Source organism: Metabacillus sp. KUDC1714, from assembly GCF_014217835.1.
Taxonomy (GTDB): Bacteria; Bacillota; Bacilli; order Bacillales; family Bacillaceae; genus Metabacillus; species Metabacillus rhizosphaerae.
In genome coordinates this window covers 4947950-4968182 of the sequence record NZ_CP055263.1, presented here as the reverse complement: position 1 = coordinate 4968182, position 20233 = coordinate 4947950, and the positions used below count along the sequence as shown (strand labels likewise).

The following is a 20233-nucleotide window of genomic DNA, read 5'->3' as shown; positions in this document are numbered from 1 at the left end:
TAAAACCTTGTTAGGAATCAAAGTTATTTTTAAATTTATTGATTATTTGCTAATAACGATATTCAACAAAATGGCCCTTATCAACAGTATCAGCTCAAAAAAGTTAAAAGAATGCACCTTTTATCGTTGATTACATGTAGTCATAGATACACGTTTTAAGGGCATGACTTGAGCCTCCTGTGAGTACAATTGATCCTGAGGCTGTAGCATTTTCCCATCAGGCAACGAGCTTATCTATCACACCTACCGCGCTATCGCTTAACAACCTTGAAGTTTAGTGTGGAAGAAGTACTCTTCCACACTAAACTTCAAGGTTGTTTCTTTCTCTAGTTACCCAAGTCCATTTCCTCATACCTTTGAATACGTTAAATACTATAAAAAATAACTGTATATAATGTTTCCACAAAGATAGAAATCTGGTCGTTTTTGTATCATTACATACGTTAAATACGGTAGAAAAACATACTGTAGATAAAGGCGCGTTTGTTGAAAAACGTAAAAAGGAATGCCCTTTAGTTTTGGACATTCCTTTTTCAAAGACCTGTATCTGTTAAAAGTATATATACCTTTTTTTCTCTTATAGTCATTCTCCCTCGAAGTGAATCTAACCCTTTATGTTATTAATATAATTAAAAGAACTTAACAAAAGCACAATTGATTTCTTAAGAATAACTTAATTTGTCTTTTATCAATTCATTTGAGAGAGGTTCATATTGAGTGAAAAATATATCTAAAGTTAATAATAATTCATATATGAAAATTGATTTAAAACGCCAAACTAATTTAGTTTGGCGTTTGTCCTATTTCCATTATCACGTTTGTTATTAGTAAACATATTAAATCACTAAGAAAATCTTAAGAATTACATAAAGTGTTTGTTAAGATATGATTGGTATTATTCCCTTAGTAGAAATAATAAAGGGAAGGGATATCTATTGAAATCACATTTAGGAGTGAACTTTCATGAACATATTGGTTTGTGATGATGATAAAGCCATTGTAGATGCTATAGAAATCTATTTAGCAAACGAAGGCTATATAATATTCAAAGCTTTTGATGGAGTAGAAGCCATAGAAGTAATCAGGGATCATGAGATTCATCTTATTATCATGGATATTATGATGCCTAAGATGGATGGGATTAGAGCTACTATGAAAATTAGGGAAGAAAATAATATCCCATTGATCATGCTTTCTGCCAAATCAGAGGATTCGGACAAAATTTTAGGATTAAATTTAGGGGCAGATGACTATATCACCAAGCCATTTAATCCCCTGGAGTTGATCGCAAGGGTTAAATCACAGCTGAGACGATATACAACATTAGGCAGTCTTGAAACCAGAAGCAATGTATATCATACTGGGGGACTTATGATTGATGATGAAAGGAAAAATGTCACCATCGATGGGGAGGAGGTCCATCTGACACCAGTACAATATAAGATATTAAAGCTTCTAACTGCAAACGTAGGTAGAGTATTTTCCATCGAGGAAATCTATGAAAAGGTTTGGAATGAAACATCTTTTAGTCCGGAAAATACCGTAACTGTTCATATTAGAAAAATCAGAGAGAAAATAGAAATAAATCCGAGAGAGCCAAAATATTTGAAGGTGGTGTGGGGAGTTGGATATAAAGTTGAAAAAATTTAGTCATTCCATTATAACGAAAATTATTGTTTTTATGATTGCGATCGTATGTTTTACGGGTGTCATTAGAGCATTTATAGAAGTAGAGATCGTAAATGATGGCGATTTTAATAGCGTAGTTGAAAGCAATTATTTAAAGAGTAGAACATATATACAAGAAAGTGAGAGGATCATAAGTGATCTCACAAGACTAATTGGGGAATATAAGAATGAGGAACATATTTTAAGTGGCGAAACGATTAGTGAAGAGGAATGGAAAAGTACAGAGGAAAACTTATTTTCAGATTATCAACATAATTCCAGAAAGTATAATCCTGAGTTAAGTGAAGAAAAAAATTATGAAATGTTTAAAGAGGAATATGAAGACAAAATATCACAGGCAAAGGATGAGCTGATTAAGGAAGATTTAAGAGAATTTCATTTGTTAATGCAAAATCTTGAAACGTATGAAGCGCCGTTGTTTTATGGCAGTGATGGAACAAATGTGTTTACAAATAATACAAAGATAGAAAAAGAGCAGTTTAAAACTTACCCTGCTTATATGATTTTTGAGGGGTACAAACGAGATTTTTATCCAAAAGAAGCGAATGAAAATGAATACTTGTATCGGATTACTGAACAAATAGATGAATTGGATATAGAAAACACGGTAATCTCCGTTGCTTTTACGGAAGAATTTTTAGATCGAAAAACGAAAGAATGGCAAGAAAACAAAGCCATTGCTACAAAAAACTTATATAGTTTAGTAGGATTTTTGGCAGGATTTATCCTTTCATTTGTTTATCTTGTACTCGTAATAGGAAGAAAGTCATTTAAGGATCAAGAGCTGCACTTATTTGCAGTAGATAAATTATATAATGATATTAATATAGTGATTTGTATATGCCTATTACCACTTTGGGTTACATTGGTAGATGATTTGTTTGAAAATATCGTAAAACTAATCATACCAATAACAATTCCTTTCGCCATTCTGGGATTCGTGCTGGTTTTGTCTCTCGTAAAGCATTTCAAAAATAAAACACTTATCAAGCATACATTGATTTATACAATCATCTACAAATTAGTTAAATTTATAGGAGATGTATACCGCAGCGGAAGCATTGGCGTAAAGACTGTACTAATCGTTATCGGTTATCCGATATTAGTTGCTTTAACGTTTTTCATGTTCCCGGTAACGATTGGCGTAGCAGCCTGGTTTGCCTTTAAAAAAATCAAGTCCTTTAAAGCAATACAGGATGGGGTAGAGAGAATAAAGGATGGGAATCTTCATCATCGACTTGAAGTTGCTGGAAAAGGTGAGTTTGGAAGTCTTGCTGCCGGTATCAACAGTATTACTGATGGTTTGAAAAAATCAGTGGATAGCGAACTAAAAAGTGAGCGGTTAAAAACGGAGTTAATAACCAATGTATCGCATGATATAAGAACCCCCTTAACCTCCATTATTACCTATGTGGATTTATTGAAAAATGAAAAGGACCCATCAAAAGTAGTAGAATACATCGAAGTTCTAGATCAAAAATCAAAAAGGCTAAAAATATTAACAGATGATTTATTTGAAGCTACAAAGGCGTCCAGCGGAAACATGCCAGTTAATTTTGAGAAAATTGATATCTTGTCTTTAATAACCCAGGGGCTAGGGGAAGTGAATGACAAAATTGAAGCATTAGATTTAGAATTTAAGATGAATTATCCAAAGGAGAAGGTATATATTACAGGAGATGGGAAATTATTGTGGAGGTCCATCGAGAACTTATTATCCAATATATTTAAATATGCGTTTAAAGGCTCAAGGGTATATATTTCTATCGAGGATTTAGGCAGTGATATCCTACTTACCTTCAAAAACGTCTCAGCTTATGAGTTAAATATCTCAGCAGACGAATTAATGGAGCGTTTTAAAAGAGGCGATGAATCCAGATCTAGCCAAGGTAGCGGGTTAGGACTATCCATTGCGAAAAGCCTAATTGAAATACAAAAAGGGAAATTTAACATACAAATTGACGGAGATTTATTTAAAGCAATGATCTATCTACCTAAACATAAATCTTAAAAGAGTGATTGATACTGTTTTTTGCAGGGTTGGAATAGGACATCAAAGGGATGTCCTATTCTTATCTTGTTAAAAGAATTAATAGATCTTCTTATTCTACTACTTAGTTTAGTATTTAATTGAGAGGGCTTCTTCAAATAACACTCTATTCACGTCGAGATCGCTGGAGGTTCTGGTAAGGAGTAAAATCCTCTAGAGATGATTCAGGCGCAACATGAATAAAATCCTCATTCCTTTCGTATTCGGAATGTTTCTGTTTCCCTAAAGACTTATATCTTATATGAACTTCTTCTACAAATTCAGGTTTCTCTTCTGTTAAAGATGACTGTTTCATACCTGATACCCAAGTCTCGAGTCTATAAGTTCCTCTATCAATGATTTCACACAAATCTTCAAGGGATTGAACCAACTCCAATAAACAATCCAACCCATTCCTTAATACGATAAGACCTTTTCTTTTTGCCTTTTGAATTGAGTGTTCCATTCTGTACGAATTTTCATTATATTGAAATTCAATATAACAGCTTGTACGATCCCAATTATAATTGAATTCTACAATATCTAAACGCTTCATAATCTTTTTAAGCTTTCTTTCACACATAATATCTTGCTCTTTATATCTGATAAATTTGAACATACCAATCACCATCCCTCATTATTGTATCTAGATGTGTAATGCCGTTCTCCTAATACCAATGATTTCTACAAAATGTTTTAAATTCCTGTTTTAAACGTTTTACAATTGTCGACTTTTTTTGCGAAATTAAATTAAAGATATTAATGAGCTTTATGCAATTAAAGGGGAGGAATGAAAGAATATAAGGGGGATTTAAAAGTATCAATAGGAACTTTATTACCTTGAAATATTTTAAAAACTTCAGAATAAAAATAGTGATGGAAGAAAATTGCAAATATTAAAGGGAACATTTATAATTGGAATTCCGACAAGACTGAACTGAATATATTTACTGTTTACATTTTAGAAATACTTATTATTACCATGGATTGGGTTCGACTGCCTTCTTCATGGTATTTTGTACTCGTTTAAGGAAATTATAAAATTCTTATATTGTGGATAAGCGCACGACATCCAGCTCCAGCGCCTAGCCCCTCGAGGTCATAAGCCACTTATGAATTGAAGGTAAAGAACACCTTCTATTCATGAGCGTCTTATGCTTGTCGGGGCTGATCAAGGCGCTTGCGCTTTTGTACTTTTGCCTTAAGGAAAATACTCGGTTAACTAGGAGAGTGGGGAAATTTGGGCCAAAAGCAGCATCCTGATTTTTACGAAGAAATTGAGCGGCTAAGATTTACCAAAAAGTATATGGAAATGTTAATTCAAGCAAGAGAGCTTGATGAAGAATCCTTTAAGAAAAGTGCTAAGGAATCTTTGGAAGGAATTGACTTAAAGGATAGTAGTTTAAGTTACTTAAACATGCTAACAAATTCGAGTATGCTTCAACGAACTGAAGAAGAAATACGTAGTCTAAAAAAAATCTATCATAAGCCATATTTCGCTCGAATTAATTATAAGGCGAATGATAAAAGTGATGAAGAGATTTTATACATTGGCAAGGCGTCTCTATTTGATCGTGAAACTCAAGATCCTATTATTGTTGACTGGCGTTCTCCTATTGCAAATCTTTATTATGATGGACGGCTTGGTGACGTAACATACGAAGCAGAAGGTGAAATATATGAAGGTAATCTATCATTAAAGAGACAATATATAATTGAAGAAGGAGAGCTTAAAGCTATTCGAGATGTTGATTTAACAACCACAGATGAACTGCTTCAAGAATCTCTTTCAGCTAGTTCAAGTAATCGGTTAACAGATATTGTTTCTACAATACAGGAAGAGCAAAATAGAATTATTCGAGCAGATTTAAATAAACCTATTATTGTTCAAGGTGCAGCTGGATGTGGAAAAACAACGATTGCTCTTCACCGAATCTCTTATTTTATTTATACATATGCCGATTATTTCAAGCCAGAGCAGCTCATGATTCTTGCTCCAAACAATTTATTCATTGATTATATATCAGAGGTCCTACCCGAACTTGGGGTAGACCGCATCTTACAGATGACGTTTAGTGATTACGTCAAAAGCTGTATCTCAAAAAAAATAAAGCTAACATCCCCATCAGAAAAGCTTGGAAAATTTATTGATCGAACCTATGAAAATCCTGAAATGATACAATGGATTTCTAGCTTTAAGGGGTCATTAGATATGAAAATCATCATTGACCGGTATTTAGAAGATATATTGGAATCTCTTATACCTAAAAAGGACTTTTATTTATCAAAATTTAAACTTTATAGTGCCGGTAAAATGAAACATCTCATGCAAAAGGAATACACGTACTTACCTTATTATCGACGTTTGGAAAAGATAGAAGATGTCTTGCAAAACTATGTGCGAACAGAAAAGAAAATACTATTGAAAAAAGTAGAAGATTTTTACGATGAAAAGATAGAAAAGGCTTTATATAGTACGAGGCTAGATCCTGAAAAAAGAAAAAGCTATGTTACAAAGGCGATGGACAAAAAAGCTGAACTTATGGATGACATTCTCAAGCAGTCCCGAGTAGGGGTACAAGCATATATTAGACAGATTGAGAAGTATGATCTTATTCATTATTTTGATGAACTATTTACAAATAAAGACCAACTAGTAAAATATGCTGGAGATATATTAGATCAGAATCAAATAGACTTTTTTTATGACTATCAAGTAAACCTTAGAAAAAAACGGCAATTTGAAGTAGAAGATTTGGCGAGTCTATTATACTTACAGTATCATCTATTTGGTATTAAGAAAGAGCTTCGTGCTCGTAATGTAGTCATTGATGAAGCCCAAGATTATAGCTATTTTCAACTGTATGCACTTAAGAGTGCTTTGGAAACAGACATGTTTACAATTGTAGGAGATCTAGCTCAAGGTATTCACTCGTATCGAGGGTTAAACGACTGGAGCATAGTAAAGGAAGACATTTTTCCAAGAGCAACGTATACCACTTTACAAAAAAGCTACAGAACAACGGTAGAAATTATGCACGCAGCTAATGATATTCTTTCATTATTGCCATTAGATCTTCCGAAAGTTGAGCCAGTCGTTCGACATGGTGATAAACCCGTATTTCATTATTGGAATGATGAAATAGAAGCAGTTGAAAAGATTAAAGCTGAAGTTCAGCGTTTTTATAGTGAGGGAATGAAAACCATTGCAGTTATTGGGAAAACAGAGAGAGAATGTGTGAAAATAGAAAAATTGTTTAGGAAACATGCTAGCGGGGAGTTACGAACCCAATTACTTCGTGAAAATGAAGAAATCAACCAAGAAGACTTAATCATTGTTCATTCACAGCTAGCCAAAGGATTGGAGTTTGATGTTGTCCTACTTTTTGCTCTAGACGAACTGTTTGAGCTTAGTGAAATTGAATTGAAATTACTTTATGTGTCCATGACCAGACCATTGCACCGCTTAATGTTTTTCGGAAAAAGTCCTTCTGTTTTTTTGTTAGAACATATTCGTGATGATTCGGTAACGATATTGTAGGTAATAGAAATATACAGCCTGTGTTCGTAAATTTAGAACTCAGGCTGTATTTTTTTTAACTTTCCTGAAGTGATGCCACTTTCTCTTCCTATACAGTAAAAGATGTTATAACCACTTTTTGTTCAAGAAAATAACAAAAAAATTCAAATATACTAAACCAAAAATTTAGAACTAATGCTTAATGGTTTATTGTTAAAATAATAATCAAATAAATAATAAAATATCAACAAGTCTTCCATTCTTTTGTTAGATAGCACATAGAATCTCTAAAACGTATTTATCTTCTGTACTCGCACTCTAGTTCTAAGAAATATGAGGTAAGAAAGTGGGGAAATATAATGTTTATCCAAGAGATTATTCAGGAAAATCCTATTCTAAAGAACGGATTGGTTTCGTTTGAACCGCTAAATGGTGGATTAAATAATCAAACATTTAAAGTAATTACAAAACAAAGATCGTTTGTAGTAAGAATTAATGGCAAACAAAATGAGTATTTAAATGTCACTAGAGAATCAGAAGTAAAAATTATGAAAAAAGCAGCTCAAGAGGGTTTTGCTCCGAAAGTCATAAGCGCGCACAACCAGGGAAGGTATGTGATTACCGAATTTATTGAAGGTCAAATGATTTCATCGGATGATTTGAATAAAGAAAACTTAAAAAAATTAATTATTAGTCACTTGAAAAAGATACATGCAATGAAAGATAACGAGCGTCATTGTTCCCCCTATCATTTTATCGAACGCTATTTAAGTGGTGCTCACGAGTTGAAAGTAGACTATCCAAAAGAGTTGAGTCCCTTTCTAAAAGAAGCTGAAGTAATCGCTCAAAAAAGAAGCGATGATAAACAATTCAATGGAAGGTTTTGTCACAATGACTATTTTACTGTGAACATGATATCATCGGGTCAACTTCTTTATATTATTGACTGGGAGATGGCTGGAAGTGGAGATGTTTTCTTTGATTTAGCTACCATTCCTTTTTCGTGCAGGTTCTCGAACGAACAGGAGAAAGAATGGTTAAAGCTTTATTTCGAAACCTATGAAGAAGAGCAATTTCATATTTTACAAGATCTAAAGTTCATGCATATGGTAAGAGAATGTGCTTGGGGATTGTTTTACAGTGGAATAGATGAAAAAAAGGTAAATCATAATTTTAATTATTTTAAACATACACTTTATGTGCTCGAACGTCTGCAGAGAGGTATTAATTACTTATAATAATGTATCGGAAAGAACAGATAAAAAAATTATACCAACATCAAATGCCTTTTACATTAAATCGTACACCCTAATCACCCGGTTAAAAGCTTTCTTTTCTAGGATTCAAGATAGTTAAATTCATATGAAGATTTTAACACTGGGTTTGTTTCAATTCCTTTTTCTAAGTTACTAACAGAAACTTTTTTAAAAAGAAAACACAAATACTATTTCCAATTACAAGCTAATAGGTACTTCATGTTTATTCAAGAAAAGGCGCTTTTCTTTAGGAATAAAAAGCGTCCTTTAGGTTGTAAATTAAGAGTTTTCAGGATTTATCTTTTTACGGATAAATGCGATACAAAGTAGTATGATCGGCACGATTATTTGTAATGGAACATGGAAATATGGAACAAAGTAATTAAATCCAATTTCTAAATGTTCAACAAAATCTGTTCCAATTAATAATGATAAGGGGGTAATTAAAGTACCCAAAGCAAGGAGTATCGATTTAGTATTATTTATCTTGAATAATTGAGAGATTGCAACAGATGCTCCGAATGTCCAACCTCCAACTTTAAAAAATACACCTGCTACCATCATTAAAATAATTAATGCATCAAAGCGTTCAAGAAAATCTGCGATAGAAACCATTCTGGTAGCTCTAAGAAGGGGAAACTCACTCGTACCATAAAGTTCAGGTCCTAAAACAGATAAAATAAAAATAAAATTAAGTGCAAGTAATAACCCTCCGCATAGTATTACTGACATGCCTACCGTTCTGATTATTCGTTTATTGTTTAAAAAAGGAAAAAACATCATCATGATAATGGTTTCTCCAAATGGGAAGTTTATAATATTAGGGTATACCTCATTCAATATTGGTTTTATCCCGTTTCCTAATACAGGGGTAAGGTTTTTAAAATTGAAATCTTCAACACTAAATAATAAAATCCAAATCACAATCATTGACATAATGTAAATTGGGAATACCATTTCCCCCATTCTGCCAAAAGTCTCAACTCCCCCTCGAAGACAGTAGATCATTAAAACCATAAAACTTCCGATCACAAAAACAATTGGGGTTTCAATTAATATTGTCGAGACAATTAATTCCCCGAAATCACGACAAGCTCTTGCCGCAGAATAGATAAAATGGATTATATAAATTATTATAACTGGATAAGAAAGATATTTTCCAATAATTTTAGGTAGCATGGAAACTAATGTATCATTAGGATAATAAAGTGATAATTGCGTAAAAACACCCATTAAAATTAGACTGCTTAACATACCAATCACAATAACTAACCATGCATCCTGCTTAGCTTCCGCACCTAATCCAAAAAGCATTGCTGTTCCAAATTCAAATCCAGCAATTACATAAAAAAGTTGGAGTCCACTTATTTTTTCCTTCACTATTTTCTCCTCTTTGAAAAGCTCTATATTAGTTATTATTTCCATTTGTAGATCCTATAAACGATAAAGCAAAAAAGTAAATTCCATTTACCAAAAGGTTGCATTTTTCGTACTTCCTAAATGGAGATTAATATTAAACTAAATATATTCTTGTATGCTCTATATCTTAGAATTTTTTAAACAGCTGATCCGATGAATTAAATTAATAATCTTTAACAATAATGCGCTTTTTTGTAATAAGAGAAGTGCCTTTCTTCAAGATGCTTAAACAGGAGATTAAGAACCGTTGGACCGAAATTAACCTATTGGATTTACTAAAAAGAAACAGATTTTCACACGCAGTTTACCAAACACTTTAAAACAACAGCCAATCGAGAGATTTTAGATCGAGAAACCGTCCAACGACGACTTCTTCTAAGTTTATTTGGATTGGGAACAAATACAGGTTTGAAAACTGTTTCTGCTGGGAACCATCTAGATAGTTATCGGGAACTTCGGTATATACGTCAAAAATTTATTAATAAGGATCATTTGCGAAAAGCCAACGCAGAGGTTACCAACCATATCATCTACAATCGAATGAAAGAGGTATGGGGAGAAGCTACCACTGCATGTGCTTCCGATTCAAAACATTTTGGCTCTTGGGACCAGAACCTGCTTTCTGAATGGCATCCTCGCTACAAGAAACATGGAGTCATGATCTATTGGCATACTGATCGCAAGTCAGCTTGTATTTATTCTCAGCTAAAGTCCTGCCTTTCTTCGGAAGTGGCAGCAATGATGGAAGGGGTTCTTCGCCACTGTACGGACATGGAAGTTGACAGGAATTATGTGGATACACACGGACAAAGTGTCGTTGCTTTTGCTTTTTGTCATCTACTTGGATTTAAACTGATGCCACGCTTTAAAAATATCGGGTCTCAAAAGTTATATCGTCCAGAAGCTGGCATGAATGAGGAATATCCTCACCTGCAACCGATTCTAAGTAGACCGATTAATTGGGATCATATCCGTCAACAGTATGAACAAATCATTAAGTACGCAACTGCCTTACGATTGGGAACCGCATCAGCAGAAGCCATTTTAAAGCGATTTACAAGGGATACGAAACATCCAACCTATCTGGCTTTATGTGAATTAGGAAAAGCGATTAAAACAATCTTTTTATGTGATTATTTAAACTATGAAGAGATTCGTAGGGAGATCCATGAAGGATTAAATACAGTGGAACAATGGAACTCGGTGAATACCTATATTTTCTATGGAAAATACAGTGAGATTCGTTCCAATTCGATAGAAGATCAAGAGGTGTCCGCCTTATCACTTCAATTGCTGCAAAATTGCTTAGTCTATATGAATACCTTAATGGTACAAGAAGTACTTTATGACAATAACCAATATTGGTTGAAGAAAATGACTTCAGAAGATTTTAGGGGATTAACACCTTTATTTTATCATCATGTCAACCCATACGGAACCTTTGAACTCGATATGGATCAGCGAATACCTATTAAGTTGAGAGTTTCATAGTTTTCATCATTTTGAACGGTGATAAAACCAGCTAATCTCCCGTCAAGATATTAGCTGGTTTTCCGTAATGAACTAGAGCTTAATCCTTCCTTCAGAAATGCGCCCGATAGCATTCCTGTAGAGAGTTAATTATTGACTTTGATAAAAAAAGAGCTCCTCAGTATGATTGAATATAGACACCACTCTAAACTCAAATCTTAAGGAGGAAACTCTACTATGAAGTATAAAATGCAAGACAAACAAAATCAACTTATTGAAAGAATCTCAGACCGTCATCTCGTTGTCGGTGTTGATATTGCACAACAAGTCCATGTAGCTCGAGCTGTAATTATCGTGGTATTGTGATTGGTAACCCTCTCTCTTTCGAAAATAATGAAGTGGGCTTTACTAGGTTACTAGAATGGATCAACGGATTAAAAGCTTTAAAAAATTATAATAAAGCAATAGTTGGTATGGAGCCTACCGGACACTACTGGATTAACTTATCAAAATGGCTATATGAACAAAACATTGATGTCGTAACAGTTAATCCTCACCTTGTAAAAAAGAATAAGGAAAACCGAGATAACACCCAATCCAAAAGTGATAAAAAAGACGCTCTCGTCATCGCTGATATGGTTAAGAATGGATACTATGCCTTTATTCGCCCCTCTTCAGAGCCTTTCGAAAAACTTCGAGTATTAATGGCTAACCGCGACGTGATTGTTAAACGGCTCGTCAGTTCCATCAATCAAATAAATCGTTGGGTAGATGTTGTCTTCCCTGAACTTCGACAGGTATTTAAAGACGTCAAAGGTAAAGGGTCAATCGCAACTCTTCGCTTATTTCCTACACCAATGGAACTACGTTCCATGGAAGCACAGGATATAGTTAAAGGTTGGAAAACAGTGATGAAGAGACACGCTGGGTTAAAAAAAGCACAGTTACTAATAGAATTAGCCAAACATTCTGTTGGTAGTCACCAAGCACATGATGCTTATAAACTACACTTAGAACAATTACTTGAAGAATTTGATCTCGCTACAGCTCAACTCGAAAGAGTCGAAAAAGAAGTTACTGGTGTACTTAAACAAATTCCTTTCGCAAGGAAATTACTTGCCATTAAAGGAATTAGTGAAATTACACTAGCAGGCATTTTAGGAGAAGCAGGAGATTTAAGTGGTTTCGCCCATGGAAACTCTCTATTAAGACATGGAGGATTACATCTAGCAGAGGCTAGCTCGGGTAAATGGAAAGGACAAATCGTCATCTCTAAACGTGGGAGATCTAGACTGCGACGTTTCTTGTATTTAGCGACAATGAGTCTTGTCAAGAACAATCCCGAGTTCAAGGAGCTTCACTCCAACAATGTTAAAGTGAAAAAAATGAAGAAAATGAAATCAATTATGAAACTGATTGGTAAGCTTGCAAGAATATTAGTAGGAATTGCCCGACGTAATGAATCTTATTGTCCTGAAAAAGTACAACCTTTAACACCCTCAATAGCAGCATAACTAGGACTTTATTAAAAGAGTTCATATCAAAAAATAACTAGCAGATAATATTTAGATTAATATTTTTTCGAATGTTGCCTTATTCGTAGGATCTCAAAGAAAGCACGGAGTACTGGATGTGTTCAACCAAAGGGCACCGACCCGTTCCGTTAGCAAAACCGGCCTCCACCCCTTGGATAGGCATGACGAAGGAATGAGAGGGCTTAGACCCGTTGAGACATGGGAGGGATAGCCTCCAGGGGCGGCGTGGAGAATGCGTGCATCATATGGTAATAATTGGAGTTATTTCTACCTCCTCTATTTCCGCATGCCTTCATGTAGCCAAAAGTATCAAAACTCATTCGATTCATCCGTTATTGTTCCATCAAGTGGTTTGAAATCCTGCGAATAAGTGAGCATTCGAGAGATAAATGTATCTAACTGAGGGAGTTGAACAAGGAATACATTTTAAAAGATATTCTTCTAATAAATGTTCTTCAATTAAATCTATTCTCGTACCGCCAATTAATCTCTATTATTTATTCGTTATTTCTTTGCTGTATTAAAAATAATGCTAGACCGATTAAGATGAGTGCAATACCTATACCTTGTTGTAAAGAAATAACCTCATCCAGAATTAAATAAGCGAGTATACAAGTTCCAATCGTCTCTCCTAATATACTCATTGAAATAATTGAAGTACTTAGCCATTTCAACAACCAATTGAAAATTGTTTGCCCTAAAATTGTTGCAATAAACGCTAATCCAATAAAGAACCACCATGTTTGTACAGAATAATTGAAGAAGGGTGTTTGCTGACTGAATGCAAAAACACCTAAAAGTAATGTACTGCTCCCATAACTAATAACTGAATATGGGATAAGAGATAGCCTTTTACGAACATGCTGGCCAATGAAGAAGTAGGCTGTTATGATGCCTGCCGCAATAAAAGCAAGTATATCGCCAAATAATGCCTGTCCACTAATTTGAAAATCTTGCCATCCAATGACAATACTTCCGGCAATCGCGACGAGACAGCCCATTATAGCCCCTTTGCTGAAGCGCTCTTTGAATAGAAAATAGCCGCCAACCATCGAAAAGAGAGGCTGTAATGTGACGATAACCGTCGAGCTTGCTACAGATGTGTAATTTAATGATTCAAACCACAATACATAATGGGCTGCTAGAAATACGCCTGATAATAATCCAAGTCCCCATTGTTTTTTTGACAACAAACGTAATTCTTGTCGGTTCTTTTTATTAACTAATAAAAATGGCAAAAGCATTACTGCTGCAAAAAGCATCCGATAAAATGCTGTAATTGTCGCAGGTGCATCTGCTAATTTCACAAAGATCGCTGAAGTCGATAATGCAAATACGCCAAAAAATAAAGTCATATAAGAAATAAGTGGTGATTTCAATTCTGTTTCCCCCTAGATGTTTGTTTACAATAATAAAATTAATACATTATAATGTACAAACGTAAGTATAAAATATTTATGTAATCGATAAAAGTACTAATTCTCCATGTTTAGTATGTCAGCACAAAATGAATGAAACATACATTATTTTAGAAAGGATCTTTACTATGAACAATCATCGCCTCGGGCAAACGGTATTAAATTATCGTAAAAAGAATGGTATGACAATTCGTGAGTTCGCCGAATATACAGGAATTAGCACTTCACTTATTAGCCAAATAGAAAGAGGACAAGCAAATCCCTCGTTAAGTGTACTAAAACTGATTGCGCAAACATTAAATGTGCCACTCTTTACCCTCTTCATTAATGAAATTGATACGGATTCGCTCATTTCGAGAAAACATGATCGAAAGAAAGTATATCGTGAGAATAGTGATCATATTGTCTATGATGTTTTAACACCAGACTTCATGAAAGCGCATATTGAACTCTTAATGATGGATTTAAAGGCACACGCAAGCACTACGGAAAGTCACTATTCACACGACAACCAAGAAGAAATTGCTGTCGTCATGAAAGGACAAGCGTATGTCGAACTGGAAGGCACCGAATATTTTTTAAATGAAGGAGATGTCGTACGCATTCCACCAAATGTTAAACACCGATTTTTGAACAAGAGTGATGAACCGAATCATATTTTATTCGTACTAACTCCATCATTAGTTTAAATAGCCCCTCCCCATGTAAGTATTAAAAGGGGTAGCGTCAGGAAAATGCGGATTTACAACGTTAAGCAAATTACAGCATAAAAAATCGATTCCCTTACAACATTAGGAATCGATTTTTTTAATTGAGCTTATTCAGCTAACGCATCCGTTAGTTGAATAATCAATGATATAATATACTACAATTAAAAATTAGGAGTTGTAATATTTATGGATTTTTATATTGTTGATGTATTCGCAGAAGAAAAATATCAAGGTAACCAATTAGCTGTACTTATTCCCTCGAGAACTATATCTACTGAAGAAATGCAAAGGATCGCAAGAGAGATAAACTTTAATGAAACAACATTTATTTTATCTGGCAAACAAGACAACGGAGGATACGATGTTCGAATATTTACTCCTGATGTAGAGGTTCCTTTTGCTGGTCATCCAACATTAGGAACAGCATTTATCATTCAGAAAGTTATAGAAAACAATGAAAGTAAACAAATAACTCTAAACCTTAAAGTAGGACAAATACCTGTAAATATTGAAGGTGAACAATTAATAATGAAGCAAAACCCACCCGAATTAGGAACGATTATTCCTGATCAAGATATTTTCACCGAAATATTACAGATACCAAATGAAGATATTGATTCCCGTTTTCCAATTCAAATTGTATCAACTGGATTACCAGCAGTAATTGTTCCTCTTTGTTCATTGGATGCTGTAAATCGTTGCAAGATCAATCATAATAATTATCAAAATTTCATTGATAACGTTATAAAAGCAAATATCCTTGTCTTTACTCCTGAAACCAAACTAAAAGAAAATGATTTAAATGTAAGAGTATTTTTAGATGACACAGGATTCCCAGAAGATCCTGCGACTGGAAGTGCAAACGGAAATCTTGCTGGATACCTTATCGCACATAACTTTTTTGAAAGTAAAAACATAGTGTACAGAGTTGAACAAGGATTCCAAATGGGAAGACCATCTATTTTAAATATACAAGCTAAAAATTCCCAAAATTCCATTCAAATCATTGTAGGGGGTAAAGTATTTTTAATCGCAAAAGGAGAATGGTATTAACATAAGAAAGTCCAAATTCGGGCTTTTTTTAGACTAATATTTTATAATTTTATTAATAAACTTGCGATTCCCTTCAATAAGAAGCACTCACTACTTATTAAAGGATTCTGCCCAGTTAGCATTCCTGTAGATCACTAATTTTCAACTTTGATAAAAAGAGAGCTCCCCAGTAAGATGAGAATAGATACCACTCTAAATCTCAAATCACAGGAGGAAGCTCTACTATGAAGTTTAAAATGCAAGAGAAACAAAATCAACTAATTGAAAGAATTTCTGACCAACACCTTATTGTCGGGATAGATATAGCGCAACAATTTCACGTTGCTCGAGCTGTCAATTACCGTGGAATTGTTGTTGGAGAACCGATCACTTTTGAAAACAATGAAGTAGGTTTTGCTAGTTTGCTAAATTGGATGAATGAATTAAAGTCTACCAAGAGATTAATAACAGAAATCGTTGGTATGGAGCCTACAGGGCATTACTGGCTGAGTTTATCGAAATGGCTATGCGATCAAAATATTGATGTAGTAACTGTTAATCCATACCTTGTAAAAAGAAATAAGGAAAACCGAGATAATACACAATCAAAAAGTGATAAGAAAGACGCTCTCGTAATTGCTGATATGGTGAAGAATGGCTATTACTCATTTATTCGCCCTACAACTGAGGCTTTCGAAGAGTTAAGGGTATTAAATGCTAATCGTGATGTTATTGTGAAACGTGTTGTCAGCGTTACCAACCAAATTCATCGCTGGGTAGATATTGTCTTTCCGGAACTAAGACAAGTCTTTAAAAATGTAACATGTAAAGGAGCAATTGCCACTCTTCGGTTATTTCCCACACCATTGGAACTACGTTCCCTAGAAGTTCAATTTGTAATAGATAGTTGGAAATCGTTGATGCAGAGACAACCTGGGTTGAAAAAAGCCAAACTATTAATCCAATTAGCTAAGAATTCTGTGGGTACCACCCTAGCTATTGATGCTTATAGACTTCATCTAGAAGTATTACTAGATGAATTGGACTTAGCATTAGCTCAACTCGAAAGAGTAAAAGGATATGAAGGCTGCACTTAATAAGATTTCATATACAGATCATCTATTAGAAATCAAGGGATTAACTGAAATTACATTAGGGGGCATTTTAGGTGAAACTGGCGACTTAAGTAACTTTGCACATGGTAATTCCCTACTCAGGCATGCAGGTTTACATCTAGTTGAAGCTAGTTCCGGAAAATGGAAAGGCCAAATTGTCCTCTCAAAACGAGGGCGATCTAGGTTGAGGAGATTTTTATTTTTAGCAACTATGAGCCTTGTAGCCAATAATCCTGAGTTTAAAGAACTGCATCATTACAATGTTCATGTGAAAAAAATGAAAAAGATGAAATCCATCATGAAACTAATTGGAAAGCTTGCGAGAATTATAGTAGGAATCGCCCGACGTAATGAAGCTTATTGTCCACAGAAAGTCCAGTCACTACCTTCATTAGTGGCATAAAAACTTCTAAATACATTCTTGAAAGTAATTTCATGTATTGTTGAATGCTGGCTTATTCGTAGGACCTCAAAGAAAGCACGGAGTACTGGGATACTTAAACAAAAGGGCACAGACCCATTCCGTTAGCATAACCGGCCTCCACCCCTTGGATAGGCATGACGAAGGAATGAGAGGGCATTGACCCGTTGAGACATGGGAGGGATAGCCTCCAGGGGCGGCGTGGAGAATACGTGCAGTATATGGAAAAAAGTGGAGTTATAATTTACTCCTCTATTCCCGCATGCCTCCAAAAAGCCTTTTTACATACTCTCGTTCCCTGCTTATGTCATTGTTCTGATATGTGGCCTTGAATTCCTGCGAATAAGCGAGCATTTAAGAGTAAATTGAATTAAACTGAGGGAGTTTAAGTAGATAAAAAGGATAAAGGGGATAACATAATGCTAACAGAAAAAGTTCATATTGCCGTGCCAACAGCTTTTTTTGAAGATCAATCTTTAAATATTCAAGGGACAATAAGCCATATAAGAGACCTGTATAAACAAGGAGTAAAATCTGTTCTTGTCTCTGGAACTACTGGAGAACAGCATAGTCTAAACCTCCAAGAGAAAATTGAAATAATAAACGGTTTAGAACTGGAAGAAGAACTCATTAGTAATATGGAAATTATATTTGGTGTGGCTTCAATTAGACAGAAAGAGGCAGAGGAATTAGCTGAAAAGATTCGTCACACAAAAATATCAGGTATCATGCTTGGGTATCCACCGTATGTTATACCGACACAAGAAGAAGCATTCGTTTATACAAAGAGGATTATGCACCTTAGTAATAAACCTACAATTTTATATAACAATCCAAAAAGAACTGGATTTGACTTATCAGAGAAGAGTATTATTCAATTAAGTAAGCTAGACTTAGTGGTTGGAATAAAAGATGCTGGCAATAAAGAAAAAGTTGAACGAATAAAAAACGGTATGCATAGAAATGATTTATATTTTTATGCTGGTGGAGAAGTGGATTTAGAAGAAAAAGTATTACATGGATATGATCGCCTTTCTTCCATTGCTGGGAATGTTTCCCCGCCAGAAATTAGTCAATGGTTTCAAAAAATGCTTATGAAGCAAAAAGTAAGTAAACAAGAAAGCGAAAAAATAGAAAATATTATGGAACAAGTTTATCAAGGAAATGCTATTGTGAATCTGAAAAAAATCATTAATCATAAGGGTATTCCAATGGGGATTTGCAGGAGTCCAATAGGAAATATTTAACGATTAAAGATCGAAAAGGACTTCATCAACTTTTTGATGTAATCAGGAAAGGCGATACAGTTGTAGTGGAGAGCATCTCTCGTTTAGGCGTAAAACATTGGATATCCTCAATATTATTCAACAGTTAGAAGAGATGGGGGTGCAATTCATTTCTTTAAAAGAAAATATGGATACAAGAACCTCTACGGGCAAAGCCATGTTCCAAATGATGTGCGTCATTGCTGAATTAGAAAGAAACCTTATTGCTGAAAGAGTAAAGGAAGGACTCGAAGCAAGTAAAAGGCGTGGAAAAACATTAGGTAGACCCAAGTTGGATAAAGAAAAGCTTACTGTTGCGCTACGGATGTATGATAGTAAAGAATATTCTATAAAGGAGATAGTTTCGGCAACTGGAATATCTCAAGGCTCCTTATATAGAGCAGTCAATAGAAGGAAGCTTGAAGAAATTAAAAAATAGGGCGCATTTTATTATTTCTCCAAGCTTACTTTGCGGTCTACAGCAGGAACCCTGTCACTAAGCCTATAAGTTGACATAGCATGCTCTTGGATATGCTTATGAATGGCATCAGGTACTTCTTGAAGTGAATTTAGTGTCAAAAAAGCACTAGTATGCTCAACATTAACTTCAACAACGTTATATTGCCATTCTGTTTCAGCTGGAATATATATTGCTTGGATATTCTTTTCAAGTGCTGGGACAATATCAGTTCTTAATGAATTTCCAACCATCCATGTTACTTTTGGATCAGCTTTAATTGTTTTTAAAATATCCGATAGAGCTGTTGTATCTTTATGTTCCGAAATAAAAATACGATGTTCAAAATATGTAGCGAGTTCTAACTGGGCAATTTTCTTACTTTGATTAGCCTGATCCCCACCTGTGTGTAAATATAATTCATGTCCCTCTTCTTTTAAACGTTGTAGTGTTTCATTCATATGTGGAATTGGTTCAACGGGAATTTCAAATACCTTAAACCCCAACTCTCTTAAATATTGGATTTCGTCTTTTTTCTTTTCCTTACCTGTTAAGTCACAAAAATATTTATAAGTACCAACAAATGACTCGGGAAACCGTTCTGACTTTAAACCGTGCTGACTAATCGCCTTTACATCAATTTGAAGTTGTTTCTGTTTAATTTCTTCCTTGGTTATAGAGTCAAACCATGTGATCATTTGATCAGCGAACTCACCTATTACTCGGTTAAAATATCTATTACAGTATGATAATGTATCGTCAAGGTTAAATAAAATGTTTTGTTTTTGCATTTTTTACTCCTTTCCAAGTATTTTATACTCTAACTATTGTCCCTCAATGTCTAAGTTAATATTACTTGAAGAGGATCAGATATAAATTGATATAACAAACGACATA

The 20233-nt window shown here is 34.4% G+C and carries 11 protein-coding genes and 4 pseudogenes; 11 read left to right on the top strand and 4 right to left on the bottom strand.

Features of this window, described 5'->3' with window-relative positions:
• The first annotated feature begins 963 nt into the window (after positions 1–963).
• Entirely contained in the window at positions 964–1650 is a 687-nt protein-coding gene (locus tag HUW50_RS22860; protein WP_185653364.1) for a response regulator transcription factor, read from the top strand.
• Complete coding sequence (locus HUW50_RS22855) at positions 1625–3700, top strand: sensor histidine kinase (RefSeq protein WP_066333106.1); 2076 nt, start codon at positions 1625–1627, stop codon at positions 3698–3700. The genes HUW50_RS22860 and HUW50_RS22855 overlap by 26 nt, the downstream gene beginning before the upstream one ends.
• A gap of 145 nt (positions 3701–3845) precedes the next feature.
• On the opposite strand, the gene HUW50_RS22850 is transcribed toward HUW50_RS22855, so the two are convergent.
• Complete coding sequence (locus HUW50_RS22850; RefSeq protein ID WP_083964638.1) at positions 3846–4337, bottom strand: hypothetical protein; 492 nt, start codon at positions 4335–4337, stop codon at positions 3846–3848.
• A 621-nt stretch (positions 4338–4958) separates the two neighbouring features.
• Here HUW50_RS22850 and helD point away from each other — a divergent pair.
• Positions 4959–7259: an RNA polymerase recycling motor HelD gene (gene helD / locus HUW50_RS22845; RefSeq protein WP_260445585.1), complete on the top strand. Its 2301-nt coding sequence runs from the start codon at positions 4959–4961 to the stop codon at positions 7257–7259.
• A 338-nt stretch (positions 7260–7597) separates the two neighbouring features.
• Positions 7598–8476 carry a choline/ethanolamine kinase family protein gene (locus HUW50_RS22840; RefSeq protein ID WP_185653363.1) on the top strand — a complete coding sequence of 293 codons (879 nt, stop codon included), beginning with the start codon at positions 7598–7600 and terminating at the stop codon, positions 8474–8476.
• 297 nt (positions 8477–8773) lie between these two features.
• Here HUW50_RS22840 and HUW50_RS22835 read toward each other — a convergent pair whose 3' ends face one another.
• Positions 8774–9874: a GerAB/ArcD/ProY family transporter gene (locus tag HUW50_RS22835; protein WP_185653362.1), complete on the bottom strand. Its 1101-nt coding sequence runs from the start codon at positions 9872–9874 to the stop codon at positions 8774–8776.
• A gap of 263 nt (positions 9875–10137) precedes the next feature.
• On the opposite strand from HUW50_RS22835, the pseudogene HUW50_RS22830 reads away from it, so the two are divergent.
• A pseudogene (locus HUW50_RS22830) lies at positions 10138–11404 on the top strand (transposase); the annotation flags it as partial.
• 216 nt (positions 11405–11620) lie between these two features.
• Positions 11621–12897: pseudogene (locus HUW50_RS22825) on the top strand (IS110 family transposase).
• 518 nt (positions 12898–13415) lie between these two features.
• On the opposite strand, the gene HUW50_RS22820 reads toward HUW50_RS22825, so the two are convergent.
• Positions 13416–14297, bottom strand: a complete 882-nt coding sequence (locus HUW50_RS22820; RefSeq protein WP_066333119.1) for a DMT family transporter — start codon at positions 14295–14297, stop codon at positions 13416–13418.
• A gap of 128 nt (positions 14298–14425) precedes the next feature.
• Between HUW50_RS22820 and HUW50_RS22815 the strand changes: the two genes are divergently transcribed.
• From HUW50_RS22815 to HUW50_RS22795, 5 genes and pseudogenes are all read left to right on the top strand, one after another.
• Complete coding sequence (locus HUW50_RS22815) at positions 14426–15025, top strand: helix-turn-helix domain-containing protein (RefSeq protein WP_396652557.1); 600 nt, start codon at positions 14426–14428, stop codon at positions 15023–15025.
• Positions 15026–15232: 207 nt separating this feature from the next.
• Positions 15233–16099, top strand: a complete 867-nt coding sequence (locus HUW50_RS22810) for a PhzF family phenazine biosynthesis protein (protein ID WP_185653361.1) — start codon at positions 15233–15235, stop codon at positions 16097–16099.
• Between the two features lie 224 nt (positions 16100–16323).
• A pseudogene (locus HUW50_RS22805) lies at positions 16324–17596 on the top strand (IS110 family transposase).
• Between the two features lie 437 nt (positions 17597–18033).
• Complete coding sequence (locus HUW50_RS22800) at positions 18034–18861, top strand: dihydrodipicolinate synthase family protein (protein ID WP_185653360.1); 828 nt, start codon at positions 18034–18036, stop codon at positions 18859–18861.
• Positions 18861–19318: pseudogene (locus tag HUW50_RS22795) on the top strand (recombinase family protein); the annotation flags it as partial. The gene HUW50_RS22800 and the pseudogene HUW50_RS22795, both read left to right, overlap by 1 nt.
• 11 nt (positions 19319–19329) lie before the next feature.
• Here the strand turns inward: HUW50_RS22795 and HUW50_RS22790 are convergent.
• Entirely contained in the window at positions 19330–20127 is a 798-nt protein-coding gene (locus HUW50_RS22790; RefSeq protein ID WP_066332967.1) for an HAD family hydrolase, read from the bottom strand.
• Positions 20128–20233 lie beyond the last annotated feature (106 nt).